This is a genomic window from Vibrio sp. Vb2131 (genome assembly GCF_033338535.1).
Classification (GTDB): Bacteria; Pseudomonadota; Gammaproteobacteria; order Enterobacterales; family Vibrionaceae; genus Vibrio; species Vibrio alginolyticus.
This window is the reverse complement of record NZ_JAWOSW010000017.1, coordinates 1-26,940: the sequence shown is the minus strand read 5'-3', so window position 1 is coordinate 26,940 and position 26,940 is coordinate 1. Positions and strand designations below refer to the sequence as shown.

The window sequence follows — 26,940 nt, the reverse complement described above, 5'->3', positions numbered from 1 at the left end:
AAATATATAATAACCAGTACAACAGCTTGCCGTAGGCCGCTGTTGTACTGGTTATTATTAATGGTATGTTCTTGAGTCTGGCTGTGAATTTCAAAACATAATTGATGTAGAAAGTGCTTGATCAGTATGGACTTTTAAGCGGATATCCAACTCCATGAGTCTGTTCTCAGAGTGATAAGCACGCGTGAAGTTGCGTACTTATAGTTTCCGCCTCTACCCTAGAACCTCGACGTCGCTGAACATGTAGCCGTGTTCTAGTAGTGATTGCTTCGCTGACTCTTTGATATCGGCATCAATATGAGTGAGTAATTCTTCTGCTGCTAGCTTGGGTTGTATTGTCAAGATTTGTTGGTTGCAGATGCTAGCTTCTTGCAGAAGAACCAGATCATTATTATTTAACGAATATATCAAAGTCTTTCCTTTGGTTTCTCTTTCTTTAGAGAAGACTAAGTGACCACCTATTTGAACGGGGTGGATGAGTGGCTCTGGCGTTATATCATTGAGCATTTCTTTGAGTCCGTTTAATAGCTCTAATTCATGTTTTTTTCCATTTAAAGCTATTGGTAGTTTGTCACATTTCAAAATGCTGTCTGCAAATACCGCTAGGTTGCTCAGACGAGCGTCTTGTACACCAAGTTCTTTACCAGATACTAGAGCTTCACAAATCTTTTGGCGGAATACTTTGCCGCTATCCAGCTTGGAACAGAGTTCCAGTTCTTTCTCTTTGAGTTTGAAAAGAGCGGAGTAGCGTTCTTGCTGTTCTTCGATGAACTTTTCAAAATTACCCTGAAGCTTTTTAGCAGAATCAATTGCGAACTCGATATCTTCAAATTCGATAAAACCTTCTGGTTTTTTAATCGAGTCAGAGTAATACATATTCTGACCATCTAGTCGCATTGTGCCGTACTTAGGTCCAAATTGACTGTCATCGAGAAACTGGGCAACTCTCTCCATAGTACGAACAAGCTCAGACAGCGGATGGGAGAAATATGAACCTGAATATTGAAAGTGAAAGTCCTCTAGTGCTTTATGTATATGAATAAGAAGCTCTTTCTGTACATTTTCAAGGTTTATTTCAGCGTTGGTATGAAGTGCAAAACTTCTCTGTAGAGTGTTTGAAATCGAATGTTCAACGGCGCTTCTGAAGAATTTTTGATTTTCTTGTTCTCGATGTTGTTTCTTTGCTATCTGTTCTTCTGCCTCTTGAATCGCTTTTTTAAGCTGTTCGAGTACTGAGTGCATGGTATTTTGGTAACTTGATGGTAATACGCCAAATGGTTTTACGTATGGCGCCATTTGGTTAACTACATGTTCTTGTCTTTTAGTGAAATAGAGGTCGGAATCAACCTTCTTGCAAACATACAAGTGATACTGAGTCGCGATAACCTCATTTAATGATTCTAATGACTCTGCACTGTCGAATTTCTCACGCAACTCGAAGGGAAGTGAAGGAAGCTCTCCTATAAAGGCTTTCATTTGCTTCACTAGAAATAGGTCTAGATCTTCTTTAGCTAAAGCTAAACGCACGCATTTGGAAACCTGGAATGTTTCCGCTTTATGGTTTGGTAAGCGGAGGTTTAATAATGCTCTTAGTTTTTGAAGATTTTCACTACCCGCTTTTTCTCCATTTTCCCATCCATTAATTCTGGACTGGTTGACTCCACATCTGCGGGCTATTTCTGACCTAGGGATATTCAAAGATACTAGTTGCTCGACAATGCTTTTAGCGCAGTCCTTATCAAGCTTTTGATTGTGGGTTATTGATTCTGACATAGACACCTCTTTTTGGGTTAAGTTTGAAATGACTATAAATGCATATAAGAATGAAATAAAAGGAAAATTTACGGAAATGTGATTTTGCAATTGATTGAAATTAAAAGGTAATTATTCTTTTTAAAGAAATTAATAAAGAAATTTTTGGTGTTTTTAAGGTGCTTTTGGCTTAAAGATACCTTGCCATTCGTTACTTTTGGGAGATTTTTCACATGAGAAGAGAGTTATTGAGCTTAAATGTCATTCTGCGTAAATTTTACATAAATAAACCTTTTTGGTCGATTGGTATATTTAGGTTTTTATTTAGTTATACGGAATTTTTGCGTAATTGTCGTCATTTCTTCAACCGTATCGCGTTGCCGTAACAAACAATCATTCAAACACATATTAACTAATTGAATATCTAGTTAATGGAGGTTTGAATGAGTAAATCACAGCGACTCACCACTACTTTCCTCAACAACCTTAAACCCAATCCGGCTAACGCTAAATCCACTGATTACGAAGTCAATTTGTCTGCTATGAAAGACAGTGGCTTACCTACTGGTGTACGTTGCTTAGTGGGTAAATCTGGTGGGAAACGCTTCCTGCTGCGTTATACCAGTCCGGTAACAGGTAAGAAGGCATCTATTGGTCTTGGTAAGCATCCTGAAACTGACCTCGCCACATTGCGCAAAACAGCCAAAGAGTATCGCCAGCAAATTATAGAAGGCGTTGATCCCAAGCTTGAACGTGACAATCAGACTACCGAGAAGACGATGACTCTTGAACGGTTCTTTGATGAAGTCTATTTGCCTCTCGCTAAACAGAAACGCAGTTGGAAGGATGATGTTGCACGATTTCGTTTGGCAAAGTCGATACATCACATATCAATTCATGACCTAACCGCCGCCGATATCATCAAAGTCCAAATGGAGATGCAGAACGCCGTTACGATTAAAGGCAAGCCTTATGCTCCTGCTTCGATTAATCGCGTTTTGGCTCTATTGAAAACGATCAATCGTCAAGCATACAAGTTGATGGATGCTCCGCTCATTGCTGACAAGGTGAGCTTGTTGAAAGAAGATAACGTGCGAACTGGGTACTTGTCCGAGTCACAGCTAAAGGAGTTTATAGGTCACGCTCTGAACCATGAAGACAAAAGTATTGGCGCATACCTAGCTTTGCTGTTTTTGACTGGCGCGAGGGATAAGGAACTGCGTTTGCGCTTGAAATCCGATGTGAATTGGGAGGAGAAAACACTCACTATTCCGCATACGAAAAACGGTAGTAGTCACGTTATTTATCTGAGTGATTACATGCTTGAGATTTTGAGGTCGGTGCCTCATGTGGCGAATAATCCGTATCTCTTTCCTGGACGCAAAAAGGGTAAACCAGTAGGGCAACCTAGGCATGCTTTCAAGGCAATCAAAGCCAAGATGGGACTGCCCGACATACCCGGAGATAAAGCGAATCTAACCCTGCATTCAGCTCGTCATACGGTTGGAAGTTTGTTAGCTAGCCAAGGAGTCTCGTTACACGACATAGCCAAGCAGTTGAATCACGCTGACCTGTCATCAACAAGACGCTACTCAAAATTGACTGTAGGGCGTCGGAGGGAGATTGGTTCTCGTTTGTCGGATATGGTGACTGCGAAGCCAGAGATACGTTGGGAATGAAGAAGTTAGGTTTAACCAGTTAATTTAGAAATGACATTAGAAAAGCCCCTGTTTAGCGACGAGCTAAACAGGGGCTTTTTCATTATTAAACGGAGATTAGAAATGAAAACAGTAAACAAGTTTGAAGACATTCAATCACTGCCAATGCCTGATTCAGTGAAAGCAAAGCTGCTAGAGCACTTGATAGAGCCATTCGGTGATGAAGAAAGTACGAAAGCGTTCTGGGATGAGGTCGGTACGACATTGTACTTGATTGAGGAAGGGGATACCAACGAAACCTTGAGTGAAGAATCTGAGGAAGATCTGCACTTTCTTCGCTTTGTTACTAACTACCCTGAATGGGTGCTGTTGTTAAACGATGATGACTGTCCTTGGCTTCTAGCGGTTGCCATCGTGACCATGGAAGGTGGTGGTGTGTACTGCTGTGCCCCATTGAACAGTCTAACGTTCCCTGTCGCCAAGTTAGCTGACCAAGCTGAATCTTAAAACCAAATTAAACCTGAACAATTCCAACTTAAAGGAGGTGCCCTATGGCACGCAAAACCAATCAAAAAGAAGAAGTAGTTCAACCTGAAGCTGTAGAAGGCAATGAACAAGTCACGGTCACTGACGATCAACCAGTAGACCCTTTCACTCATATCGTGCGCGAGGGTAAAGCGAAGAAGTTAAGTCCGAAAACGGAAAACCATGTGTTCTATGAAATCGCCTTACATGACGAGGAAAACGAACCCTATATCCGTATGACTGGAAATCAGGGCTCTGGACTGCATAGTAAAGAGATGATCCCGCTTAAAGATATCACCGCTGTTCTAGACGTGCAGGGTGATAAGCCGTTCAAGAGCTCTGTGCTGAAGTGTGTATTTTCTGGACAGTCAGCGAACAACGCGGGTTTTATGGCAGCTTGCTGTAGGGGGCTTGGTCTTATCATCCAGTCGGAGAAGTCAGTGTTTCTCCACGTTCTAGCGCCAGACTACGAGCAACGTCGTGATGAGTTGCTGTCTCTCGTGGACGCTGAAACCAAAGCGAAATAACCCCAAAACCACATTACCCATTACCATCCAAGCCAACTCTGGCTTTCATACTGAGCACTTAGCAAGAGTGCTTCCCTGACAATTTAAATGAGATTTTATTATGAAATTAGTCTTTGATACTGAGCGCCTTTTGTTACCGATATCAACTAGTCTTCAAGATGCTTTAAACCGAGTGATCAGCGAATCAGGTAAATGGACACCCATGATCCAATCGGTTGTGATCAACTTCCGAGATTCATCCTACAGTTCGGAAAACGGCGGTTGGCACCCTGTTGAAATCAGGCTTGTCCGCCTCTACGACCAGTGGATCTTTGATTACATCACGGACTTTGCGTATTGCGCTGGTCCTTATCCCGAACTAGTTAAAGAAGTGGACTTTAACTTCTCATCTGGAACAGCAAGTTTTTCCTATGTTCCGGAGCTGCCGATAACAAGTAGTGAGGTAATGGAGTTCTACTCAATGTGGGAATCCAACTTTCTTAGCTACGTCGAAATGGGCGTGTTCGATGAGATAAAAGTCACTGTAGATTAGTCTATCGGCAACAAACCAAGTAGAAAGCACCATGTATGTACCATAAAATAGTCGACTCACTTCCTAGTGACACTAAGGCTTCCCATTGTTCCATGTTAATCATGGTGTGATGGGAAGCCTTTTTCATTGGGGCAAGTTTTAGCAACGTTTACCCAATCCGTTGCCTTCGGGATTTAGAGGGGATTAAGTTGCTGGATTGCAATGAACGGTGGAAACACCAAGGAAGGGAGCGTTAATTTTAACGAGTTTGGTTGGTTTACACTGGTGTTTTGTTATTAAAAGCTCCCATTGCTATGTCGAAGCAATGGGAGCAGTAAGGGACGGGAAGCCTATAGAAAATACCGAGAGAATGATTTGTCTGATGCTATCTCTGCAACTAGGGGTAAAGGCTAGCCCTTATTATGCGACGAGAGGCGCCCCTTAATCTTATGTTCGTAGTTTGGCTCGAAAAATTGGTCATTTTCAACGTTGCCATACGAAATGACAACTTATCCAATTTACCCCAGTACAAACAGAATTAGGTATAACTTACTGGCTTAGTTCGTCCAGTAGAGACAACCCTAGCTGATACTTGTCATCTAGTGCAGATGGGTGAACATGTCTCTTTATATTTGGTAGAGAGTTCAGGTAGCTGAAGAATCCGGAAGTGGTCATAGGGTATCCAGGCTCAAAATATTCTTCCTCATCATCCTCAAATGAAAACCAATGACAAAGCAATACGAGGTCTTCTTTCTCGTAAACAACCGCAGATGTGCGTGACTTTTCATGGTCGCTGTAAGCTAGAAATTCAATGAAGATAACTTCTTGGCTTTCTGGGTTTTCCAAATGCTCTTCTGCCATCTGAATCGAGTAGTGATCCGACTCTGCGAAAAACATTTGAGTTCCCATCGTTGCTTCATGTCCCCAAGCTGCTGCCGCACACTTGGCAATTTTCTCACTTTGACAGTCGTTAAGTAGATGCTCTGTTTTATTGAATGAAATAGACATGTTTTTGTACCTATTTTGTTTTGGTTTCGATACGCGGATTAAACATGCTTCACTTATAAAACACTAGTCTAACTGATAGATTTATAACGATATTCGTGAATGAATTGACACAAATGAACTTTTACTCAAATTTTTCACCTATTTTCAGAAGCTAGTTAAAACAGGCTAGGTGTAACAAAAGGAACTTGTCACCGGGATCTATAGTGACAAGTTCAATTCATGGTTCTGTTTATCCAGTCATCATACCCAGTAGATAGCCAACGGCAGTGAAGCTTAACAAGTTAGCGATATCAACTAGGTAGAGATACGGACTGGACTGAGTGATTTGGAGCAGAGTTCGTGCATCAGACATCATGGTAATACCCCTATTAAATTACTTCTCCTACCGGAGTTATTTTAGTGTTTGCTAATTAACGACGAAAAATGGCATCATTTTGAGTTTTCCCTTGCGCGGTATCGGTTTGAGGTTTCGCTAAATCACCCCTTTCGCTTATCCCACATAGGTAAGCTCAAAATCGGTACATAGTGGCAAGTTGATGGTTAGGAGGGGCTTTAGCGGCGCAGTGAAACGACATTATGTCGTGGTTCTTTGGTGTCTTGGAGCTGTGCTTCTAGAGAGAACACTAGGGCGTTATTTATTAACGTGGCATCGTGATGAAACGATACTCATGTACAGCAAATAAAGCATTTGGATCATCATGATCTAATTGCTCAGTAAGCTGATCGGTTTCAGTAGTCTAAAACGTGTTGACTACTTGTAACGATCCAATGTGGCGTGGAGATCGCGTATCAGTTCAAGCTTAAGGCTGACAGGGGAGAGAACCTCGACTTGAGGTATCCAAGACTTCAATAAAGGTAAGATATCGCTCAATCTTGATACTCGACTGCTAACCAACAAACTACCGTCGCTCAGTTCTTTCAATAGCTGCTGGTGGGGAAGAATCATACCTTCAAGAAAGCGTGGAGCTACTTCCCTATCAACCTGTACAAGCACCTCAGCATCATCCGGAGTTAGCCACTCCATCCCTTGTTTATGTATCTCCTCGTGGACCTTTTGATTCGGTTTGTATTTATCTTCCCGGCGGTGAATCCTTGAAATATTCGGTAATCGGTACGAATGTAGCTGGTCACAGTCGGTCGCAGCGAGGAACCAGATACCACGGTCATTTACCAAACGATAGGGATGGACAGATTCAAACGTTTTGCCATTGTAGGTAAGGTCAATAACAGAGTGAGTGGTAATCACTTCGGTCAGCTGTCTAAACAGCGCATCGAACTTCCCGATGGGTTCGGAGCGTGGATTCTTAAACAGAATGGGAGTGTGACCGTTGAACTTGTAGTGGTTAGGCAATAGCGCGGACAAACCCGTATCGTGCAGTACCTTGTTGATATTCGCATTACCATTATTTCGAGTTACTGGATCTAACCGATAACCCTCATTGGTGCGGATAATCGGAGCGTTGACTAGCCTTTCATTGAAATCGCGTCTCAGGGTTTTCTCGCTTACCTGATAATCCGCTACCAACTGCTCAGGGGAGAGTACTTCTCCCATAAACAATCTCGTCAATATGTCACCTAGCCTTAAAGCTAGCTTTTCACTCTTATCGCTCATGCTACTAGCGTACGGTTTCCCTTGGACAGGTTGAGGGCAAAACATTTTTAAATGTTTCAAACCGTCGCGCACTGAGGTTTGGCATAGCTTTCATCGGATAAGGCAGGGCAATGACGATGACTATTTTCACACTCACTCTGCGGTCTTGGACATATCCTGTCCGGTCGCAGTGGGATACTACACAACGTAGATTTACTACAACGTCAATTAAAGGAAACAAGTAATGCAAGTGACATTCATTAAGCCGCTTATGGCATCAGGTTACTCATGCCGCTCTTTAGGTTGTCCCGGTTGGGTCACCAAGGGTGGGTCATGCGATACATGTGGCGCAATGGATTACAGTTAAGAAGGAGTATTCGTTATGGGCGGTTGGACAGAAGACCAAGGTGACTATGATGATGGTACAGAAGACTCTGGCTTCAGTCAGGACTTCGACATGGAACCGGGCGACGATGGTTGGCTTGGCGGTGACTTCATGGCTGATGATGACGATGATTAAGTCCCATCACTAAATTAGGCTTATCAACAAGGGCGGTATCGAAAGGTATCGCCCTTTTCTGTATCTATAGAAAAGGAAAACATTATGACGAAAACACATTTTCACTCTAACCCTCAACAGCGCTGGTTTAAGCCTAGCTCGTCAACAGGTGTTCGATTCGCGAAGTACGGTGCCACACTCGGTACCCGCTATGGTCCACAGGGTGTCGTGATTGGTGGAGCGATCGGGTTTGTCGCAGGTGCATTAATCGGAGGGGCGTTAGATGAGCTAGATGTTATCTAGTAAAGGAAGAAGTAGGGGTGACTCTGCTTCTTTTTTATTGGTGGGTTCGAGCTGAAATTATGTCGTTTCAAGAGTGGAAAGCAGAAGGTCAAAAGGTGCTTGCTAACGTCCGTCAACAAACACCTTTCAGATGGAGTATGGAAATTCTTGCATGAAATGATCGCTAAGGTCTGGGCAATTTATTTGATAAAAAACGTACTATTAAAAAACTATTAAGTAGTGAGAGTAACTTGTAACACGTTAGTGACCAGTGACTTCGCTAATCACCTGCTTCAAGCGTTTCGCTGTCTCCTTGTAACCGAAAGAATCGCGTTTAGTGTCATAGTCGTGCACCAGCGCGGTTTCAAGCTCATCAAGGATTTGATCCCAATGTTGGATCTTGCCACCTTTCGACTCGATATTCTGACCAACTTTACGAACCTCACGAAGGCGAGTTCGGCGGTTCTGGTTAGTGCGATTTGCTTCAGCGGTGAAAGCATTAACGATTAAATCATAGATAGACATGTTCATAATTTATATTCCAATAGTTAAGTAAAAGATGCAGTTAAACTGCGCTTTGATGGAAGTCCCAGTTAGGTTTGTAACGACGGGACGGTGATGATGCTGCTGTAGCCTTCTGAATTTCCTGTTTGATCATTAACTGTGTATCTAGATCATCACAGGGAATAAATGAAAGAATCCGGTTACCTTGAGTTCTCAGGATAAGTCCTTGATATTTTTCACTAAGGTGACATTCATATCCTAGAATGGCGTTTTTCCGCACCCAACTACCTGTTGGGAGGGTTATCCAGTAATTCGCGTCTCGGATACAAAGCTTCTCAAGGTCAGCAAATAGCGTATCGAGATTTTGCTCACTTTCTTCATCTTTAAGAGTCAAATGAGCTAGCTGTTTACCGCTCGCTGCTCTGACACTGATATTGCCATCAGTGATATTGATTGATGCCAAGATACTCGTTGACACCTGTAACTTGACACTGAATAAATTCACCGTGTTCTTTTTTACTTCGGTTGCCATGGGTGTTCCTTAATAGTCGATAGCAAAACCGAAACGTCATAATGTCGTTTCGGTAACAAGTTACGCAGCTTCAAGAGTGGGTTGACCTTCTAACTGTTGACGTAGGTTGGCATTTTCCTGCTCTAGCTCTTTGAGGCGAGCTTCCAGTTCCGATACCTTGTCAACTAAGCCATCATTCACAACGGGGGTGGTCTGTTTCTTCTCTGTTTTTAATTGAGTTGCAAAATCGTTGAACATTTCATTGATAGTGTCGGATTCAACATCCGGGTGTTGTTCTAGGTGTTGTTTAATTTGCTCACGCAAAGGGGCATAGCGTTTACTCGATAACTTGTAAACTTTGGTAAATCCTACTTTACGACATTCATCTAGCGTTCCGAATTCACATAAGTTAGTCCAACGTGTAAGCGTGCGCTTATCTACCGTACGTTTACCGTTGCCGATAATATTTTCATCACGCCATTTACCGAACTTATTCTTGTTCCCTTGAAAGAGCTGCTTAGCTTCATGCATTGCAGCACCAATATCGTACTGGGCTTGCTCACACAGTTCCTTATCAACAACACGACCTGCACCCGCGTTCGACAATGCGTTTACTACTGTATTGGCTAACTCGCTTAAAAGGTTTTCAATGTGCTCTAATGCTTTGTTTACATCAGTCATTTTTCTTGTCTCCATATTTAAAAAGAGCCCTCATTTAAGCCCCTTTTAAGTTTTTGGTCAATACTAAAAATCCCTTTAAAACAACGACTTATATATGGTTTTGAGTGTTTTATAGTGAAAAAATGAAAAGTGGATTACAAGGGGGTGTATCGTTGTTTAAAAGGCGTGTAACGAGGGTGTTACCGAATTGCTTGTTACTAAAAAGGGATATTAATCCACTCGGGAGAATTGGTTTAAGAGCCTGCTAGACATGTATCGGATTTTTCAAGAGCAAATTGGATCAAGATTTTTAGCGTTATTTTTGTGAACCTGATCACGTTTTATGCATTTGAATGGAGGGTAGATACCGTCCACTCCTTTTTTAGTTTGAATAGAGGCAAAAAATTAGGATAGGTAAACTTAGTTCTGACTGAATAATGGTATATAAATCATAATATTAAGTTAAAAGATGGATGTTGTATCTTGATAGTGTAATTAGGTCACGCAATTCCCCTCTGATTACGTCAGTAATCCCATCACGAAATCTTTAACCTAATCCCCTATCAAGATATAACATCCATTTATGTTGATATAATTTATTAAAATCAAACAGTTATGTGTTTGTGTGTAAGCGGTTCTCTTCACGTTTTCCGCTATCGTTACCAACTATCACGAGTTCTTCAGCATCATTTTTACTTCATCCAGTTCGTCTTTATGGAAAAAGTGTTCTATCTCCATGTCAGGGAACGTTGCAATTAACCAACGTAATAGTGGGATTAGTCTTGGGGTTGCAGCGAGTACGTTAGGACGGAAGGCTGTGTCTCGTGAATTACTAATGGCATTATCTGCAATCCTATATCCTGCATTGTTAAATAGCTCAGTGAGCTGTTTGAGAGTGAGTTTCTTACCATTAATGGTTTTGGTCAGTCCGTAGCTCTCTTTAGATAGGGCACGTAACGCGAGTTTTAGCAGGGCACCCTGTGAACCGCCTTCCTCATACTTGATGTATGACCCCTTCAGGAGTGGTTTGGTTTTGCTGTAGTCGATCCAGTCTTCCCAGTCGCTCATATTTTTAAGGCAGTTATCACGTCGCCATCCATCAAACAATGCGCGAGTCTGTTGTCCCTCTTGCTCGTTCTTCCACGGTACGGTATCGAAGTAGATATGCTCGACGATGTGACCTTTAGGATGGCGGATTTTAGTCATGCGAGGATTAACGGGTTTACGCTTAAAGTCGAACTCTAAGTTGAGCGTCTTTTCTCGTTGGATTTCTATCAAGTCCATGTCTTTAAGGTACATGTCACGAGGTGAAATCAATGAGTTGTTTGGGATCTTCTGTCCGGGATAACGGTCTAAGAACAGTTCGACCATATAAGCATTTTCATCCTTTGCCGATGATAAGGCTGATTCCGGTGGCTTAACGCCTGCTTTTGCTATGACGGGTTCGGTATCGCCATATTCACCTGTGATTTGTCCACGGGTTTTCATTGCGATGATTTGTTTAGCATGGTGCTTATGCTTAATCATCTTACCGTCACCCGTTTGCTCGCATATCTTACTGAACCGTTGGCTAATGGTTCCTGAAACATGGAGTTGTTCTTCAGTACAGTCTACGAGATACCCATCTGTTGTGGCACTTACAATGGTAACGTCGTCGCCATGGTGTTTATGAATCCCTGCTAATTGCTCTGAGAGAACCGCTCTAACGAACCCTGTGGCACTGGCAGCAAAATATGGATTGGTAACAGGAGAGTGTGGGATATTTTTGCTTAACCCATCTAATGAGTTGAAACCGCGCTTTCCTTTGAGTCCTTGCCCTAATTTACCGTATAGTGTATTGCCAATCTCCTTCCAGAGCTTCTCTCTGAATTTATCGCCTTCATCCGTGTATTTTTGTCTTTGCTCTCTGATGAGTTCCGTAAAGCCTTTGAAAAGTGGCTCTTTATCTTCAATCCATGGAACTATCACTCCGAACTGAATTTCAATATCACATCCCATGTTATATGCGACTTCTATTTCAGGTGCGGTGCAGTAAGAGTAGCCCTCTAGCGGATAATATAATCCATAGAGGTCAGTTCTAACGGGTAGGCATGGAAATTTCGTAGTGTCTTTATTGAAGCTGAACTTAACGTAAGCAAACCCCATTTTATGACCGAGATAGTCATTGATATTGGTTGAAGTGAAGCTTTTCTCGAAGTCTACGGGTTTAATGTCCATTAAGGCATTGACGTACGCTGTAGCAAGATCGAAATCGTTGTAATCGCCTAAGTTTACGCCACCAAACACGTAACATTCGTTTCTACCACCATGGAAGCAGTCTATCGCCAGTTGTTCGAAGATGCGGCGACCTGCTGTAATAACCGTTTCTTTCTTCTGCATGACTCGACCTTGAGTTTGATTCCAGTATTGAATCGTTTTGGTCTCCATGCCCAATGCTTGGTTTAATGCTTCTTTATCACCCGTGAGTGATTTGAATAGTGATACCGAGAAATTACCTAACGTTGATGGTAAGTGACGGAATTGAAGTTTCTCTAACCTGTCTTCTGGGATTTTGTCTTTGAGTGATGCTTTGATGTCTTTGAGTGCGAAACGTTGCATCTCTAAACCGTATTTAACAGTGATCTCAGCGTCTCTTAGTGCATAGCGAAGAAAGAGTGGTTCATCTGCAACGAGTAATTCGTCCATGCGATCTTTGCGATAAGGCTTTGGAATGACTTCTTTTTTAATGCCGATGAGCTCCCCCGCATTATCTAGTCCACTTTGTCCCGGACTTAGTAGTAAAGTATCTACAAAGCGGACGCGACTCTCACGCTTCTTACCGTGTTTATCTGTGAAGTGCACAGGTTCTGAGGCTTGTTTCGTTCTTCCTACAGCATCTAAATCTATGCCATATGTACCACGGGTCGAGGTTAATGTGCTTCTAACAACCTCTAACTTGGCTTTTTGACTGGTATCCCAGAATGCCTCGAATGAAACCATATCGGCTCTTAAGTAATGTGCGTAGATGTAGATGGATTTTGGCCAGCCTTTGATGAACCCGCGACCTAAAGCGGCTTGAAGTATCTCAACTAAGAACTCTTCGAATTTCTTACGTGGTTTCTTGACCTTGTTGATGGCTTTGAGTTCGTCCTCTCGGCTCTTATTTGCAGCTCTGGATTTCTTTATGACTTCTGCAACAGGAGTCAGTACCACATCGCTTATGTGGTGTTCACCTGAAATAAGGTAGTACTGATAAGACAGAATGTCGTTTCGGTTCTCTTCGGCGTTGTAGACGTACTCACTATCTATACCAATGTGAACCGCTTCATCATCACCCTTGAGCGCTTGCCATGGTGACTGTTGTTCATTCTCGAAGTAAAGGTCGAGTTCATCATCGACTTCGTTGCTTGAGTATTGATTGGTTTGCTCTTGAGCTAGAAATTCATCAAGTTCAATGTCAGTTGATTCTGTGGTTTGGTCGGTGGTTTCTGCTTGGAAGTATTCGTCGAGTTCTTTATCTATGGCTTCAACATGGTTAGGTTTGTTTTCATTGTTCATCGTTGTTCTCTTATAACCAAGTGCATTGTTGGCGGGTGATGCGTCCCTCTTTATACCACAGAGCTCATCCACTGATGAGTGTGGCTTCGTCTTGGTTTTGTGTGTGAGTGATAAGGTTGTGTAGAAAGTGGGAGGGGCAGAACGATGATTTTTGAGATTTTGATGTGCGGTATGGAGAGTGGGGCAATTGATGAAAGTAGAAACCCATACCGGGTATGGGAAGTCTCAAAACGGTGCTGTTTTTCATCGAGTATAACTAAACATATAAATAACTCCGCTAGGAGGTCCGATTTAATATGGTATTACCCTGATAGTGTAGTGGTGAACGATTTGGTCTGACTGTATGTGCGGTATAGAGAGCCTGATCCTATAGTGGGATCAGGTCTTTGTTACTGCTTGATTGCATTATGAGCTGCTTTGTCTCGTTTTCTGGTGGTGATTTGGGTAAAGCCGTTACCTCGGTGAATGACAAGGCTCGTCTAGCTAAGAATCAGGGTGAGATGCGCAATCTGTCGTTGGGTCAAGATACTGAGGCTGTTTTTACTTGAAACATACTGTCTATATGTCACATGTGAATATGTGACTTAATTTATATGCCTGTAATTTGATAGATATAATATTAATTTAAATTTTTCATGTGTAAGATATGAGAAAGTTTAAAAAAAAAATTATAGGTATTTGAATGAAGCATATATTAAGTGTGTACGTGGCTATTGCTTTTGTTGTTACAGGCTATTCAATGTTTACAACTAATGGTCCAGAAGGTTTTGGTAAGGACCATTTTTCTGAGGGGGTAATGTGGCCTGTCTCATTTTTTAATTATGTGTTTGAGCCTGAGCTTGATGGTAGCTCTGTCGAGTCACTGATTGACTCTGTTGTGGAGGTTGCTGAGTCTAGAGATAGTGATTATGAAGCACAATTAGCTGCTGTTGCATTTAATCGAATCATACTTCTGGATTACGTTGAATCTCGACCTAACTTAACTAGAGGAGAGGTCCAAACTCTAGCGCAACGCTCAAGTAGCCAAAACTTTGGTAGAGATATAAAACTAGATCCTCAACGACAGTCTGATTTGATGGATAGGTTAGATGGACTTGATTACGATGAACTGGTTAGCTTGGGAGGGATTTCTTATGAGCGAGTTATTAAAATCAGTCGTGACAGAGATATGTACTCAACCGGTGAAGATTGTGTGGATGGCCTAATAAAAGCATATCGACAAGAAAAAGGGGCTGATGCCATGATCAAATACGACATTCTTCAAGAGTTTGATGAAATGTGTGGCCTTTAATTCATAAGAGTGTGCACAGTATGATTAAACTTATTTTTGTTCTCCTTTTTATGGTTTTTTGTATCAACTTTCCACTAGTGGCGTGTGCTATTGGTGTGTTCATGCTATTCATCGGGGCTATTAACAGTAAGTAGTTATAGTTTCATAAGCTTCTAAAACTCGTGTATTAAATTATACGAGTTTTTTTTTAACCTTAGTCTCTACTAGAGGATGTGTTCCTCTGTGTCCTTTGCCTTTAACCCCTACAGTCGATATTGATTGTCTTGGAGAGAATACGATTGAAGCTTCCCCCTAAGTGTTAGCAGGAGGTTTCCGAGAGGGCTTTTCTAGTTGGGAGAGGAAGGGAGCTAGGTGGTTGTTTGAGAAAGGTCTAGGATAGCGAGTCGCAATATATTGTTGATTAGTCAGTAAGTCAGCACCAGAAAACCGTCATTCAGTTCGGTCGCTCAAGAGTCTGATAGATGGTATCAAATTCGGGGTTGATGTTTGCGCTAAGCTGGTTTTGCCCCTTTCCCATTTAGATTTATTACTCATAACAATTTTTGGTATCAATGTCTGACCAAATAATTTTAATGATTCGATCTGGTTCTGACTAGCTCATAATGTGAACAATTCCCTGTCTACAGGCTTGTTGGCGCTTTAGGATTTCTTTTTGTGTGTTTGTCATCATTTTGATGTGAGTAGACAAAGGGTTGTGAGGTATAAATAGTCAATTCAATCCTTTAAGCGTATAAGTATTTGTGCGATTATGATTTGTTGAAGACGTGGGCTTGGTGGATAAAATGACAATTCAAACAAGAGAATCAAATATAAAAAAGATGCTTTATTCATGCTTGTTACTAGTTTTTGTAGTCGTGATGGCAATAACATTCATATTTAATGAATATCAAACTCAAAGAGAACGAATTTTACTTGGTTCTTCTCATGAACTACGTTCTAAAGTTGAGTCTAGCTTAGGCGTTTATAAAGATTTTTCAAATTACGTATTTAAAGAAATTGAGGATGACCAAGATATTTTTAGGTTGATGAGTGAAGCCTATTTTGGTGATGAGAGCATAAGAACATCTAATAGAAATTCAATATACTCGATGCTGGAAGAAAAGTATAAAACTCTTACAGATTTTAACTTTCGACAGTTACATTTTCACTTTGAAAATGGTGATAGTTTTTTACGTGTCCATAAACCTGAAAAATTTGGTGATAATTTATTCTCTATAAGAGAATCGGTAAGGATATCCAATAAAGAAAAGCGATTTGTACAGGGATTTGAAGAAGGTAGAATATATAACGGTTATCGATTCGTTTATCCAGTAGTATATAATGACATTCAGATAGGCACTTTAGAAGTATCCCTATCAATGGGTAGTATCGTCAATTTATTGTTTAATCTATATCCTGAACAAGATTTTTTCTTCTTGATGAATAAGGATGTTGTGAATTACAAAGTGTTTGATGATACGAAGAATAACTACATACATAGTAAAATAGCCAGTGATTACTATGTAGATAAAGACGTGCTAAATAAAAGCCTGAAAAACCTGAAGTTTACTGAACTTAAGGGTGATACTGAACTATTTAAAAAACAGCTTGATCCTCATATTAAAACTGGTAATACTTTTTCAAAAGAGTTCAATGTGAATGGAAAATATCTGATTGTATCTTTCTTATCAGTTGAAAATTTTAAAAGAGAGCACGTGGCCTATTTAATTTCAATATCAGAAGACGATACATTAATGCTTATGAAAAGAAACTATCTTCTGTTTAATTTTATGATATTCATAGTGTTAATCTCATTTTTTGTAATTGTTTTTCAAAGTTATCGAAATCAAAATAAACTACTTAAAATGTCAACCATAGACTTTCTAACTCAAGTGCTAAATAGAAATAAGATGGTTGAACTATTGTCACAGGAATACGTTAAAGCAAAAAGGTATAATTCCATATATACCGTAATGATGATTGATATTGACTACTTTAAAAGCATCAATGACGAGTTTGGTCATGCTGTTGGCGATGATTATCTAGTTCAGTTTAGTAAATTAATCCATAGAAACATAAGAATTAGTGACTCTTTTGCTCGTTGGGGCGGTGAGGAGTTTGTTCTATTGCTTCCCAACACAGATGAAGACAGCTCGATGCTAGTTGCCGAAAAATTGCGAAGTTTAATAGAAAAATATATTTTTTCAGGCCCTAAAAACATAACTGTAAGTATCGGTATCTCTGAGTTCCAATTAGATGACAGTAGTCTAGAAGATGCCATAGAAAGAGCTGATACAGCACTTTATCACTCGAAAGAAAATGGCAGGAACCAAGCGACACGCTGGAGTGTGATTAAGTTTTAATCTTAATCGCCTAAAATCAGACCATTTGGCATACCTGAGCTAATCTATGAATCGCTAAGTTAGTAAAATAGCTAAAACACTTTTGTCCAAAAGTGAGTTAGCCACGCCCGAAGGCAGCGGTATTTTGAATCCGAAAGTGACCAATAAGATTGCTTTAGCATTATGGTGCATTCATGGTCTTGTATCCCTTGCTCTGATTCTGTCGAGGAGGCTGATGAAGTCAGCCTAATCCGCGCAACAACCTAAAGCGCAAGAGTCTACGTATTGTGCAGTGAAATGGGCCGTCAAAGGATTAATTGAGTCGGTTCGTTTGGAGCTAAAAGGAAAACCTATGAAAATTATCGCGGTTTATCCTGGTGGAATGGATACGGAATTCTGGAAATCAAGCGGCAATACGATGGACACGAGTCACTTCATGCAAGCAGAAGATGCCGCAGAGATGCTCCATAATGCGTTGTCGAGCATTGGGAATGGTTATGTTTCTGATATTACAGTGAATAGAACTTAAAAAGAGTTTCGTATACTCATTTTCATCTGGAAGAGTAGTAGAAAATGGAGCGTACGTTTCTTATGAGTACAGCTTTGTCACACTTTGTGGCGAAATTATCAGCAAACGATAGTTATTTAAGGTATTTCTGCTTGCGCAGGTCAAAAGCTTACGTATAATGCCAACCATCAAAGGGCAATAGCCCAAAGATGCCGGTGTGGTGAAATTGGTATACACGACGGATTCAAAATCCGTTGCCTTCGGGCGTGGCGGTTCAAGTCCGCCCACCGGTACCATACAAAGAAAGGTCGCTTTTATAGCGGCCTTTCGTCGTTTTAGGTGTTCGTAAATATCAAAAGAAAGTTAGCGTTGCCTTCGCGGTGGCGTCAGGAGTGCCTGCCAGTCAAGTCACTCGCAGGTACCATATTTTAAGACAGAGCCTCGATGGAAGTCGGGGCTTTGTTGTATCTGGATCTTCAAAACAAAAAAGCGCGAGGGGTATGCCTCGCGCAAACTACTACATGGTGATAGTAGGAACAGCCTATAGAGCTGTGAACAAGGTATTTTGAGTGTTCGGAGTCCAGTCTGCTTGGGACACGTGCGGTACATCAACTAGATAACGCAAACCTTGATAAGTCACCACATCACCTTGTTTATAGGAAACATTCTGAGTCCAGTTAGTGGCTGGGTCTGCATTTGTCCAAAGGCTAGAGGTTGGAGACGGTGCCCAATCTTGTTGCGCAGTATGGTTTGTTACAGCCTGGTATACAGTACCTAGGTGTAAGATGTAATCGCCAGCGTCGTAGTTATGACCAACTTGCCAGTTCGGTGTGTAGTTATCCATTGTGTCGAAGTCATAACCCGCTTGTTTTGCTAACTGTATAAACTTAGCGAGCTTAGGTAGGTTTTGCGTTGCACCCATGCCACGCTTACCATCTTCAAATAGGAACTCGTGAGTTAATACGATAACTTTATCGGCGTGTAAAGGTGTACCACATGGGAACTCTTGAGCTTTGGAGTTGATCGGGTTAATCGTTGTTGGTGCACAAGTGTTTAACGCGGAATCCACATATCCAAGAAATGCTTCTGCTTCTGTAAGGCTGTTTGCTGGCATTTCAATGCCCCAATTTTCGGGTGCCCAGTCCACATCCCAACCGTGAGTTTGATAGCCGTTATTCGCTAGGATATTTTGAACCTCGATAGCTGCTTTTACACTGTTGGATGGGTTGGATGTATCGCATACATATCCTGGTTCCCAAGGTTTCAGGTCATCAGACGTGGCACATAACCCATCTGCTTTGAAGTCTTTCGTCACGCGCCAACCGTTGGTGTAGGGCAGTCTAGCAAACTCTGTTGCCTTGTAGTTCGGGTAGCTTGTAATGTTCGGCAAATACTTTGCTAACACAGATAAGTTTTCCGTAAACATTGAGGCATCGTAAACAGGGTCTTGATACGAGTTAAGCTGGTGGTCCCCGGTCGCATTACACTCCGCAGCACTGTTCGGTCCAAACTCATCCACGCAGTTGTGCACCATGTGATCGTAACTGTGGTTCGCAACAATATGACCAGTGTCTAATGCGAGCTTTAAGGCTTCTAGGGAACGGTCTTCATTCTCATCACCAATTCCATCTAAATGCCAAGCATTAAAGTAAAACGTCGCTTTGATATCTTCCTGGTTAAGTACTTGAATAACGTCAATAGATGCATTGATTGGTCCATCATCAAACGTTAGATAAATTGTGCCTTTAGAGTCGGTTTGAGCAAATGAGTGTTGTGATAGTGCGGCACTTACAAGCGTTGCAATAGCCAATTTATTAAATTTCATTCTCTATTCCTTTTAAGAAATTAATAACGACGTTGTCAGTAGTAAAATATTGATAATTTGAAACTTAATGTGATGTCTTAAATTATTTTATGACTTTTATCCTAGACCTAAATAATTACAAAAAAATAGGTGGTATTTTCTAAATTGGGATTGTGTTCACGAATAATGCAACCGGTTGCGCTTTTTTGTCTTGGTTATTTTTGCTACAGTTTTTGCAGGTTGAAATTTACACAACGGGAGTAAGGCTATGAAAAAGATCCTTTTATGCTGTAGCGCAGGGATGTCCACCAGTATGCTTGTTAAGAAAATGGAGCAAGCTGCTGAAAATAAAGGAATTGAATGCAAAATTGATGCGATGTCAGTGAATGCATTTGAAGATGCAATTAAAGAGTACGATGTTTGTCTTCTCGGGCCTCAAGTACGTTTTCAGCTAGAAGAGCTAAGAAAAACGGCGCAAGAGCATGGTAAAAACATTGACGCGATTTCTCCTCAGCATTATGGAATGATGAAGGGAGAGGAAGTACTAGAGCAAGCATTAGAATTAATTAACTAAACCATAGTTTTAAATTAAAAAAGATAACTGTACATCAAATATAAATATTTGATGCGGGATTCTTTTGCCTAAAATAAGGATGGATTCTATGAAGCTTTATGACGCAATTATAGGCGCAGTCGAAAAGCATATAGCCCCTATAGCAGCTAAAGTGGGGAATCAGCCCCATGTTCGCGCAATGAGAGACGGTTTTATTGTCGCAATGCCGTTTATTATTGTTGGTAGTTTCATTTTGATTTTTGCATTCCCCCCATTTGCCGAAGATACAACCTTTACTTTTGGTCGAATTTGGCTCGATTTCGCCACTACACATTTTGATACCATAATGATGCCCTACAACATGTCGATGGGGATCATGACCATTTTTGTTTCGCTGGGCGTTGCTTATAGTTTAGCGAAGGCTTACAAGATGGATGGGATCACGAGTGCTGTATTGTCACTAATGTCTTTTTTACTCATTGCGGCCCCAGCTAAAGATGGCGCGTTGTCTATGTCTCACATGGGCGGAACCGGGATCTTCACCGCAGTGATGTGTGCATTTTTCTCGGTGGAGCTCTACCGTTTTATGAAAAAGCACAATATTACGATTCGCATGCCAGAGCAGGTGCCACCGGCGATTGCGCGATCATTTGAAGTATTGCTACCAGTCTTAGCGATATTCATTACCTTATATCCACTTAGCCTTTTCGTACAAACCCAGTACGACATGCTGATTCCAGATGCTGTTATGGCTATCTTTAAACCGCTAATCAGTGCGTCTAACTCATTGCCTGCCATTATTGGCGCTTTATTGCTTTGCCAGCTACTTTGGTTTGCGGGTATTCATGGTGCTGCAATTGTTGTTGGACTGCTTTCTCCAATCTTTTTGACCAACATTGGTGCCAACATTGAAGCCTTTGTTGCAGGTGAACCGATTCCAAACGTATTTACTCAACCGTTCTGGGATTTTTACATCTTTATTGGCGGCTCTGGTGCAACACTTGCTCTTGTTATGCTGATGTCGTTTAGCCGTTCTGTTCACCTTAAGAGCATTGGTCGAATGAGTGCGGTGCCTGGCTTTTTCCAAATCAACGAACCTGTGATCTTCGGTAGCCCAGTTGTGATGAACCCGACCTTGTTTATCCCGTTCGTCTTCGCTCCAGTCATCAACGCTACGATTGCGTATTTTGCTGTGCATGTCGGCTTTGTGGGTATGGGGGTCGCTACAACACCTTGGACAACACCGGCACTGATAGGTGCTTCGTGGGGTAGCGGTTGGACCTTTGCGCCAGTATTGCTCGTCATTGGTTTATTAATTCTTGATCTAATCATCTACTTCCCATTCTTCAAAATGTTTGAGAAGCAAATGTTGGAGCAAGAACTACCAACGACGAAGGAAACTAAAGGTGATACGCAGCCGTCAGGCGAAGGCGTTACTGCTTAACTGTGCTTAATGGGCCGCAATTACCGCGGCCCGATTTTCGGAGAGAAAATGATGGAACAAGAATTGGTTGTAATGGAGATCATTTGCAATGCTGGTGAAGCCAGAAGTTTAAGCTACGAGGCATTGCGTTTATCTCGAGAACAAGATTTTGAAGCGGCTGATGAGAGGCTCTCTCAAGCAAGAGAGTGCATTAATAAAGCCCACTTAATACAGACTCAGCTTATTGAAGAAGATCAGGGAGAAGGGAAAGTCCCGATGACGTTAGTGATGGTGCATGCTCAAGATCACCTAATGACTACGATTTTGGCTCAAGAGATGGCTGTAGAAATCGTCGCACTGAACAAAAAAATCTCGAACAAATAAAGGGGGATGAAAATGTCTAGAGAGGCGATCAAACTTGCCATTATTGGCGGTGGTAGTAGCTATACCCCGGAATTGGTTGAAGGGGTTATTAAGCGCTTAGAATATTTACCCGTTAAGAAAATCCATTTTGTGGACATTGAGTCAGGAGCTGAGAAGCTTGAGATCATCAAAGGATTGGCTCAGCGAATGGTCGATAAAGCCGGCGCAAAAATTGAGATAAAAGCCGGTTTCGATCGCCGTGCTGCGATAAAAGATGCGGATTTTGTGATGACGCAGTTTCGTGTTGGTGGCCTTGCTGCACGCGCTAACGATGAGCGAATCCCAATCAAGTACGACGTCATCGGCCAAGAAACAACGGGCCCTGGTGGTTTTGCTAAAGCTCTGCGAACCATTCCGGTCATTCTTGATATCTGTAAAGACATTGAAGAGTTGGCTCCAAACGCATGGATGCTCAATTTCACCAACCCAGCGGGTTTAGTTTCCGAAGCGGTCAGTAAGTACACCAAAGTAAAGAGTATTGGTTTATGCAATGTGCCCGTTTCAATGGAAATGATGATTGCAGAAATGATGGAGTGCGAGCCAAAAGAGCTACAACTTGAGTTTGCTGGGTTAAACCATCTCGTGTGGGTACACAAAGCATGGCTCAATGGGGAAGATATTACTCAAACGGTATTAGAGAAAGTCGGTGATGGTGCCAACTTCAGTATGAAGAATATCTGGGAAGAGCCGTGGGATCCTGCATTTCTAAAAGCACTGGGGGCGATACCATGTCCTTATCATCGCTACTTCTACCAAACTGATGCCATGCTTGCTGAAGAGAAACAAAGTGCCGATGAAAAAGGCACTCGTGCTGAGCAGGTAATGGAAACAGAAAATGCGCTATTTAAGCTCTATCAAGATCCTACCCTCGATCATAAGCCGAAAGAGTTAGAGGAGCGGGGTGGTGCTTATTATTCTGATGCATCACTGAACCTAGTTGATTCAATTTATAACAATCGTAATAGTATTCATGTTGTTAACGTTTTAAATAATGGAGCGATCAACGGCCTACCTGACGATGCTGTGATTGAATGTAGTGCGGTGATTGGTAGCTGGGGGGCGAAACCTCTTGCGGTTGGCGAGTTGTCAAACAATATCAAAGGATTACTCTATCAAGTTAAAGCGTATGAGCAGCTAACAATAGAAGCTGCTGTCGAAGGTAATTATGACAAGGCGCTTATGGCATTAACCAATAACCCATTGGTGCCTGACATTGGCCGCGCCAAGTCAATCCTGGATGATATCCTAGCGGTGAACGCTCCGTATTTACCTCAATTTAAACTAACGACGTTGTAGTACTAAGGAAGGACGCCAATGAAAGTCATTTTTAATGCTGATGATTTTGGTTTAACGAGAGGTGTAAATAGCGGCATCGTTAAAGCTCACCAGCAAGGTGTGGTTCATTCAACCACCATGATGGTGGGTATGGATGCTGAGCAACATGCCTTAGAACTAGCTCGCCATAATCCAGACTTGAAAATTGGCGTTCATCTTAGGTTTACAGCAGGTGTGCCTATAACGAAGCATCCTAACTTGACCAACGGCCGAACGCACTTTATCAATTATGACGAACTTTGGAGTAAGCAGGACTTCGAAACTCAGGTCGTTTATGATGAAGCAAAAGCTCAGGTGGAACATTTTCTATCGCTTGGGTTAGAGCTAAGCCACTTAGATAGCCATCATCACGCGCATACTCACCCTCAAATTTTGCCCGTTATTAAAGAAGTAGCGAATGAATACCGAGTGCCACTGCGGGGCAGTGGCTTGTGTCAAGAATCGATGACAATCAGGTATATCTTTACTGATGAGTTTTATGATCAAAAAGTGAGCTTGGATGGCTTAATGGCACATCTATTGAGCTTAAAAGCTGACTATGACTTGGTTGAGGTGATGTGCCACCCGGCAGAGGCCGATCAGGCGCTTATCTTAAAGAGTGGCTATGCGCTTCAGCGAGAGCTAGAGTTACAAGTTCTTACCTCTCCCATTTTAAAAGAACAGTTAGCTCATCATGGTATAACTGTTACGGATTACTCTGAGCTTGTTTCTACCAATCAAATGGTCGGTGTATGATTAAAGGCTGCCAGCTTCGCCCCCTATAGCACCTTACGAATTGCTGGCAGCCGTTCTACACAAACGAATATTTAATAACAATTGCAGTTGGACCCAATAGCATTATGGCAAGGATTAAAGATGTAGCCGAACTCGCCGGTGTAAATCGCTCTACCGTTTCTCGAATTATTAATGGAGAGGGGAAATTTCGCGAGGAAACTCGAAAAAAAGTAGAGCAAGCTATGGCGCAATTGAATTATCGTCCTAGTGCAATTGCTCGTTCACTCGCAACCTCATCCAGTAATATGGTTGGGTTATTGGTGACTTACTATACGGGGGGCTTCTTTGGCGAGATGATGGAGCAGGTTCAGACCGAGCTGGATATTCATAAGAAGTTTTTGATTACAGCTCAAGGCCATCATTCTGCACAAGGTGAAAAAGAGGCAATTCAGCGTTTTAATGATTTACGTTGTGACGGCTATGTACTTCATAGTCGTTATTTGTCAGATGATGACTTACGTGAATTAGCTAAACAGCCAACACCTTTCGTTCTTCTGGATCGCTACGTGGAAGGAATAGAAGAGCGTTGTGTTACCTTTAACCATCATCATGCAAGCCGTATTGCCGTTGAGCACCTTTTAGCTGGTGGTCATCGAAAGATTGCTTGTATTGCCGGTCCATCCCAACGTCATAACAGTGTATTGAGAAAGCTTGGGTATATTGATGCAATGAAGGATGCTGGTATAGATATTGATGAAAGCTGGTGTGAAGAAGGGAATTATGGTCGGCAAAGTGGTTATGATGCAATGGCTGCAATTTTACAACGACACCCTGATGTGACGGCTGTCTTTTCGTGCAGTGAAGAAATGACGGTTGGCGCAATGCAGTACTTACACGAGCACAGTATTTCTGTACCAGAGCAAATCTCATTAACTAGCTTTGACAGTGTTGATCTTTGTGAAAGTCTTTACCCTACAGTATCAGCAGTGCACTTTCCTATCAGTGACATGGCCCGTGTAGCGGTACAAGCGTTAATGGGGCTAGTCAAAGATCAAGAAGTAATAGACAAGCCAGTGTTCGAGGCCAAGCTTAAAATACGCAAAGCAGATCGCTCCTTAAAGTAGCTTACTTCTATCTAATTAAGTGAGTCGCTTAGAAATAACGGTTTGATGTTTTGATAGTTACTGATGAATTTATTCACAAAATTTACTAGTATTCTAACTCTCTTAAGAAATATAAATCAGTAGTGAATAAGTGGCAGCCATTAAACTAACGGTCGATCGTATTCAACCCGGATTACATATCCGTCTTCCGCTAAAGTGGAACGATCACCCCTTTCTACTCAATAGCTTTAAGATTAAAGACCAAGAGCAAGTCGAGATGATCCGCCACCTCGGCGTAAAGTTCGTTTACTTTAATCCAGAGCAAAGCGATGCCGTTCCACTCCCTGTTGATCAAAGACAAGCTGACAGAATAACAAATGAAGCGTCGTTAGATCATGAAACTCAAAAAATGTGGCAAGAAAAACAGAACCGCATAGAAAAGTTAAGTGCATACCGTCGACGCGTGATTCAGTGTGAAAAAGAGTTTGAGCGCTCTCTGGCACGTATGCGTTCAGTCATGACTAAAATCCGTAACCGTCCGACAGCAGCAGTTGATGAAGCAAAGCTTCTTATTGAAGATATCGTCGAGAAGTTAATGTGCGATGATAATGTTACGTTACATCTGATGAACGGAAAAAATGAGTTTGAAGATATTTATTTCCACTCATTGAACGTGGCTGTTATCTCGATGATGATTGGCCGTGCTAAAGGGTACTCAGCAGCACAGTTGAAAGAGCTTTCCTTCTCCGCACTATTCCATGATATCGGGAAAATAAAAATCCCGACTGCAATATTAAGAAAGCAACTACCTCTAACAGAGCCAGAAACCAACTACTTAAAGTTGCACACTAAATATGGCGTCGATCTTGCGAGTCAAATCGAGGCTTTTCCCGAAGTCGCGAGAATTGTGATCGCGCAGCACCATGAGCTAAGAGATGGGTCTGGTTATCCTAAAGGCCTGAAAGGAGATGAGATCAACGAGTTTGCTCAAATTATTGCTGTAGCCAATGCGTTTGATAACTTGTGTCATACACCGATAGTCTCAGATCAAAAGATTCCTTATACCGCACTCTCTCATTTATATAAGAACTGTAAACACCTATATAAAGAAGAGAACCTGAACATCCTAATTAAGTTTATGGGCGTGTTTCCTCCGGGTACCGTAGTTCAGCTTTCTAATAATATGGTCGGCCTGGTTATCTCAGTGAATGCATCGCATCTATTATTCCCGAATGTTTTGGTTTACGATCCATCAGTACCAAGGACGCAAGCGCCAATCATTGATCTTGCCTCAAAAGATATAAAGATAGTTAACGCGATTCATCCGTCAAAATTACCGGATAAAGTAAAAGAGTATCTAAATCCGCGTTCGCGTATTTCTTATTTCTTTGATAGTGATGAGTAGTTATCCACAGCTTTTTGTGGGTAAATTGTATAAATCCTGAGTGTTATTTCTGGGTAATTTTAGGGTTGGATGGAAAGTATCCATTTGGCATGTTTTTTTAGAAAAAATGCATTTTTAGTATTGCCAAAGAAAATCTTCTCCCTATAATGCGCATCCATCGACACGGCAGACGTCACAAGGCTTCAGCAGGGTCGAAGAGGTAAAAAGCTTCTACAAAAAATTAGTTTAAAAAAGTGTTTGACACTAACGACTAAATCGCTAGAATGCACCTCCGCTTTGAGAGAAAAACTTCTCGCAAAGCAAGCTCTTTAACAATATAGACCTATCAATCTGTGTGGGCACTCGTTGATGATAATCCAAATAGTTTCTTCGGAAACAATTTAGGTTTCAATGAAACGAAGTGACCATTGAATCTTCGGATTCAGCACAGTCAATTCAAACATTACTTATGTAATGTTCAGTATTCATTGAGCCGAACAAAATCTTAAATTGAAG

At 41.6% G+C, this 26,940-nt stretch carries 26 protein-coding genes, 1 tRNA gene and 1 pseudogene; 19 read left to right on the top strand and 9 right to left on the bottom strand.

The genetic code is table 11. From position 1 onward, the window contains the following. Window positions 1-213: 213 nt before the first annotated feature. Window positions 214-1,773: a helix-turn-helix domain-containing protein gene (locus tag R7E38_RS17395; protein ID WP_226084028.1), complete on the bottom strand. Its 1,560-nt coding sequence runs from the start codon at window positions 1,771-1,773 to the stop codon at window positions 214-216. A gap of 422 nt (window positions 1,774-2,195) precedes the next feature. On the opposite strand from R7E38_RS17395, the gene R7E38_RS17390 reads away from it, so the two are divergent. The 4 genes from R7E38_RS17390 to R7E38_RS17375 all read left to right on the top strand — a co-directional run bounded on the left by R7E38_RS17390 (window position 2,196) and on the right by R7E38_RS17375 (window position 4,994). Further along, window positions 2,196-3,431: a tyrosine-type recombinase/integrase gene (locus R7E38_RS17390; protein WP_140121134.1), complete on the top strand. Its 1,236-nt coding sequence runs from the start codon at window positions 2,196-2,198 to the stop codon at window positions 3,429-3,431. Between the two features lie 102 nt (window positions 3,432-3,533). Continuing rightward, a complete protein-coding gene (locus tag R7E38_RS17385) occupies window positions 3,534-3,917 on the top strand; it encodes a hypothetical protein (RefSeq protein ID WP_226084029.1) in 384 nt (127 codons plus the stop codon). 44 nt (window positions 3,918-3,961) lie between these two features. Beyond that, a complete protein-coding gene (locus R7E38_RS17380) occupies window positions 3,962-4,462 on the top strand; it encodes a hypothetical protein (protein ID WP_226084030.1) in 501 nt (166 codons plus the stop codon). Window positions 4,463-4,562: 100 nt separating this feature from the next. Next, on the top strand, window positions 4,563-4,994 hold the full coding sequence (locus tag R7E38_RS17375; protein WP_226084031.1) for a DUF2787 domain-containing protein: 432 nt from the start codon (window positions 4,563-4,565) through the stop codon (window positions 4,992-4,994). Between the two features lie 528 nt (window positions 4,995-5,522). Here the strand turns inward: R7E38_RS17375 and R7E38_RS17370 are convergent. From R7E38_RS17370 to R7E38_RS17360, 3 genes are all read right to left on the bottom strand, one after another. Then, complete coding sequence (locus R7E38_RS17370) at window positions 5,523-5,981, bottom strand: hypothetical protein (protein ID WP_213872888.1); 459 nt, start codon at window positions 5,979-5,981, stop codon at window positions 5,523-5,525. 229 nt (window positions 5,982-6,210) lie between these two features. Beyond that, window positions 6,211-6,336 (bottom strand): hypothetical protein, encoded by a 126-nt coding sequence (locus R7E38_RS17365; protein WP_005484867.1) that lies wholly within the window; start codon window positions 6,334-6,336, stop codon window positions 6,211-6,213. 396 nt (window positions 6,337-6,732) lie between these two features. Then, window positions 6,733-7,593, bottom strand: coding sequence for a helix-turn-helix transcriptional regulator (locus R7E38_RS17360; RefSeq protein WP_262664659.1), 861 nt, complete (start codon window positions 7,591-7,593; stop codon window positions 6,733-6,735). A gap of 223 nt (window positions 7,594-7,816) precedes the next feature. Here R7E38_RS17360 and R7E38_RS17355 point away from each other — a divergent pair, with 223 nt between their 5' ends. From R7E38_RS17355 to R7E38_RS17345, 3 genes are all read left to right on the top strand, one after another. Beyond that, window positions 7,817-7,939, top strand: a complete 123-nt coding sequence (locus tag R7E38_RS17355) for a hypothetical protein (protein ID WP_254901957.1) — start codon at window positions 7,817-7,819, stop codon at window positions 7,937-7,939. Window positions 7,940-7,954: 15 nt separating this feature from the next. Next, window positions 7,955-8,092, top strand: a complete 138-nt coding sequence (locus tag R7E38_RS17350) for a hypothetical protein (protein ID WP_023585706.1) — start codon at window positions 7,955-7,957, stop codon at window positions 8,090-8,092. A gap of 84 nt (window positions 8,093-8,176) precedes the next feature. Continuing rightward, window positions 8,177-8,374, top strand: a complete 198-nt coding sequence (locus R7E38_RS17345) for a glycine zipper domain-containing protein (RefSeq protein ID WP_023585707.1) — start codon at window positions 8,177-8,179, stop codon at window positions 8,372-8,374. Window positions 8,375-8,614: 240 nt separating this feature from the next. On the opposite strand, the gene R7E38_RS17340 is transcribed toward R7E38_RS17345, so the two are convergent. The 4 genes from R7E38_RS17340 to R7E38_RS17325 form a co-directional block, all read right to left on the bottom strand. After that, window positions 8,615-8,884, bottom strand: coding sequence for a hypothetical protein (locus R7E38_RS17340; RefSeq protein ID WP_025534411.1), 270 nt, complete (start codon window positions 8,882-8,884; stop codon window positions 8,615-8,617). A 34-nt stretch (window positions 8,885-8,918) separates the two neighbouring features. Further along, window positions 8,919-9,389, bottom strand: coding sequence for a hypothetical protein (locus tag R7E38_RS17335; RefSeq protein ID WP_061871896.1), 471 nt, complete (start codon window positions 9,387-9,389; stop codon window positions 8,919-8,921). A 60-nt stretch (window positions 9,390-9,449) separates the two neighbouring features. Further along, entirely contained in the window at window positions 9,450-10,049 is a 600-nt protein-coding gene (locus R7E38_RS17330; protein WP_140147339.1) for a hypothetical protein, read from the bottom strand. 648 nt (window positions 10,050-10,697) lie between these two features. Continuing rightward, window positions 10,698-13,565: a DNA polymerase gene (locus tag R7E38_RS17325; protein WP_226084032.1), complete on the bottom strand. Its 2,868-nt coding sequence runs from the start codon at window positions 13,563-13,565 to the stop codon at window positions 10,698-10,700. 407 nt (window positions 13,566-13,972) lie between these two features. Here R7E38_RS17325 and R7E38_RS17320 point away from each other — a divergent pair, with 407 nt between their 5' ends. From R7E38_RS17320 to R7E38_RS17300, 5 genes and pseudogenes are all read left to right on the top strand, one after another. Then, complete coding sequence (locus R7E38_RS17320; protein WP_180769894.1) at window positions 13,973-14,113, top strand: hypothetical protein; 141 nt, start codon at window positions 13,973-13,975, stop codon at window positions 14,111-14,113. Window positions 14,114-14,247: 134 nt separating this feature from the next. Further along, on the top strand, window positions 14,248-14,856 hold the full coding sequence (locus tag R7E38_RS17315; protein ID WP_213870411.1) for a hypothetical protein: 609 nt from the start codon (window positions 14,248-14,250) through the stop codon (window positions 14,854-14,856). A 782-nt stretch (window positions 14,857-15,638) separates the two neighbouring features. After that, the gene (locus tag R7E38_RS17310) at window positions 15,639-17,198 is read left to right on the top strand and encodes a diguanylate cyclase (RefSeq protein WP_140054588.1); all 1,560 of its coding nucleotides are present in this window, start codon (window positions 15,639-15,641) and stop codon (window positions 17,196-17,198) included. 229 nt (window positions 17,199-17,427) lie between these two features. Then, window positions 17,428-17,706: pseudogene (locus R7E38_RS17305) on the top strand (SDR family NAD(P)-dependent oxidoreductase); the annotation flags it as partial. Window positions 17,707-17,896: 190 nt separating this feature from the next. After that, window positions 17,897-17,981: transfer RNA gene (locus R7E38_RS17300), tRNA-Leu, on the top strand. Between the two features lie 245 nt (window positions 17,982-18,226). Here R7E38_RS17300 and R7E38_RS17295 read toward each other — a convergent pair. Then, window positions 18,227-19,510 (bottom strand): carbohydrate-binding protein, encoded by a 1,284-nt coding sequence (locus R7E38_RS17295; protein ID WP_226084033.1) that lies wholly within the window; start codon window positions 19,508-19,510, stop codon window positions 18,227-18,229. Between the two features lie 247 nt (window positions 19,511-19,757). On the opposite strand from R7E38_RS17295, the gene R7E38_RS17290 reads away from it, so the two are divergent. From R7E38_RS17290 to R7E38_RS17260, 7 genes are all read left to right on the top strand, one after another. Next, window positions 19,758-20,063 (top strand): PTS sugar transporter subunit IIB, encoded by a 306-nt coding sequence (locus R7E38_RS17290; protein WP_025767645.1) that lies wholly within the window; start codon window positions 19,758-19,760, stop codon window positions 20,061-20,063. Window positions 20,064-20,151: 88 nt separating this feature from the next. Further along, complete coding sequence (locus R7E38_RS17285) at window positions 20,152-21,486, top strand: PTS sugar transporter subunit IIC (protein ID WP_005381064.1); 1,335 nt, start codon at window positions 20,152-20,154, stop codon at window positions 21,484-21,486. A 51-nt stretch (window positions 21,487-21,537) separates the two neighbouring features. Further along, window positions 21,538-21,849: a PTS lactose/cellobiose transporter subunit IIA gene (locus R7E38_RS17280; protein ID WP_025767646.1), complete on the top strand. Its 312-nt coding sequence runs from the start codon at window positions 21,538-21,540 to the stop codon at window positions 21,847-21,849. A 12-nt stretch (window positions 21,850-21,861) separates the two neighbouring features. Beyond that, the gene (locus tag R7E38_RS17275) at window positions 21,862-23,184 is read left to right on the top strand and encodes a 6-phospho-beta-glucosidase (RefSeq protein WP_151514325.1); all 1,323 of its coding nucleotides are present in this window, start codon (window positions 21,862-21,864) and stop codon (window positions 23,182-23,184) included. An 18-nt stretch (window positions 23,185-23,202) separates the two neighbouring features. Continuing rightward, window positions 23,203-23,958 carry a chitin disaccharide deacetylase gene (gene chbG, locus R7E38_RS17270; RefSeq protein WP_226084034.1) on the top strand — a complete coding sequence of 252 codons (756 nt, stop codon included), beginning with the start codon at window positions 23,203-23,205 and terminating at the stop codon, window positions 23,956-23,958. Between the two features lie 104 nt (window positions 23,959-24,062). Further along, window positions 24,063-25,061 carry a LacI family DNA-binding transcriptional regulator gene (locus R7E38_RS17265; protein WP_226084035.1) on the top strand — a complete coding sequence of 333 codons (999 nt, stop codon included), beginning with the start codon at window positions 24,063-24,065 and terminating at the stop codon, window positions 25,059-25,061. Between the two features lie 130 nt (window positions 25,062-25,191). Continuing rightward, window positions 25,192-26,445 carry an HD-GYP domain-containing protein gene (locus tag R7E38_RS17260; protein WP_226084036.1) on the top strand — a complete coding sequence of 418 codons (1,254 nt, stop codon included), beginning with the start codon at window positions 25,192-25,194 and terminating at the stop codon, window positions 26,443-26,445. The last annotated feature ends 495 nt before the right edge of the window (window positions 26,446-26,940 follow it).

Excerpts from the sequence above, each read along its gene's own strand:
- R7E38_RS17355 (WP_254901957.1), top strand. The coding sequence starts at position 7,817 with ATGCAAGTGACATTCATTAAGCCGCTTATGGCATCAGGTTACTCATGC.
- R7E38_RS17310 (WP_140054588.1), top strand. The coding sequence starts at position 15,639 with ATGACAATTCAAACAAGAGAATCAAATATAAAAAAGATGCTTTATTCA.
- R7E38_RS17390 (WP_140121134.1), top strand. The coding sequence starts at position 2,196 with ATGAGTAAATCACAGCGACTCACCACTACTTTCCTCAACAACCTTAAA.
- R7E38_RS17325 (WP_226084032.1), bottom strand. The coding sequence starts at position 13,565 with ATGAACAATGAAAACAAACCTAACCATGTTGAAGCCATAGATAAAGAA.
- R7E38_RS17335 (WP_061871896.1), bottom strand. The coding sequence starts at position 9,389 with ATGGCAACCGAAGTAAAAAAGAACACGGTGAATTTATTCAGTGTCAAG.
- chbG (WP_226084034.1), top strand. The coding sequence starts at position 23,203 with ATGAAAGTCATTTTTAATGCTGATGATTTTGGTTTAACGAGAGGTGTA.
- R7E38_RS17265 (WP_226084035.1), top strand. The coding sequence starts at position 24,063 with ATGGCAAGGATTAAAGATGTAGCCGAACTCGCCGGTGTAAATCGCTCT.
- R7E38_RS17275 (WP_151514325.1), top strand. The coding sequence starts at position 21,862 with ATGTCTAGAGAGGCGATCAAACTTGCCATTATTGGCGGTGGTAGTAGC.
- R7E38_RS17280 (WP_025767646.1), top strand. The coding sequence starts at position 21,538 with ATGGAACAAGAATTGGTTGTAATGGAGATCATTTGCAATGCTGGTGAA.
- R7E38_RS17340 (WP_025534411.1), bottom strand. The coding sequence starts at position 8,884 with ATGAACATGTCTATCTATGATTTAATCGTTAATGCTTTCACCGCTGAA.
- R7E38_RS17290 (WP_025767645.1), top strand. The coding sequence starts at position 19,758 with ATGAAAAAGATCCTTTTATGCTGTAGCGCAGGGATGTCCACCAGTATG.
- R7E38_RS17350 (WP_023585706.1), top strand. The coding sequence starts at position 7,955 with ATGGGCGGTTGGACAGAAGACCAAGGTGACTATGATGATGGTACAGAA.
- R7E38_RS17375 (WP_226084031.1), top strand. The coding sequence starts at position 4,563 with ATGAAATTAGTCTTTGATACTGAGCGCCTTTTGTTACCGATATCAACT.
- R7E38_RS17370 (WP_213872888.1), bottom strand. The coding sequence starts at position 5,981 with ATGTCTATTTCATTCAATAAAACAGAGCATCTACTTAACGACTGTCAA.
- R7E38_RS17395 (WP_226084028.1), bottom strand. The coding sequence starts at position 1,773 with ATGTCAGAATCAATAACCCACAATCAAAAGCTTGATAAGGACTGCGCT.
- R7E38_RS17365 (WP_005484867.1), bottom strand. The coding sequence starts at position 6,336 with ATGATGTCTGATGCACGAACTCTGCTCCAAATCACTCAGTCCAGTCCG.
- R7E38_RS17380 (WP_226084030.1), top strand. The coding sequence starts at position 3,962 with ATGGCACGCAAAACCAATCAAAAAGAAGAAGTAGTTCAACCTGAAGCT.
- R7E38_RS17285 (WP_005381064.1), top strand. The coding sequence starts at position 20,152 with ATGAAGCTTTATGACGCAATTATAGGCGCAGTCGAAAAGCATATAGCC.
- R7E38_RS17320 (WP_180769894.1), top strand. The coding sequence starts at position 13,973 with ATGAGCTGCTTTGTCTCGTTTTCTGGTGGTGATTTGGGTAAAGCCGTT.
- R7E38_RS17295 (WP_226084033.1), bottom strand. The coding sequence starts at position 19,510 with ATGAAATTTAATAAATTGGCTATTGCAACGCTTGTAAGTGCCGCACTA.
- R7E38_RS17315 (WP_213870411.1), top strand. The coding sequence starts at position 14,248 with ATGAAGCATATATTAAGTGTGTACGTGGCTATTGCTTTTGTTGTTACA.
- R7E38_RS17360 (WP_262664659.1), bottom strand. The coding sequence starts at position 7,593 with ATGAGCGATAAGAGTGAAAAGCTAGCTTTAAGGCTAGGTGACATATTG.
- R7E38_RS17330 (WP_140147339.1), bottom strand. The coding sequence starts at position 10,049 with ATGACTGATGTAAACAAAGCATTAGAGCACATTGAAAACCTTTTAAGC.
- R7E38_RS17345 (WP_023585707.1), top strand. The coding sequence starts at position 8,177 with ATGACGAAAACACATTTTCACTCTAACCCTCAACAGCGCTGGTTTAAG.
- R7E38_RS17385 (WP_226084029.1), top strand. The coding sequence starts at position 3,534 with ATGAAAACAGTAAACAAGTTTGAAGACATTCAATCACTGCCAATGCCT.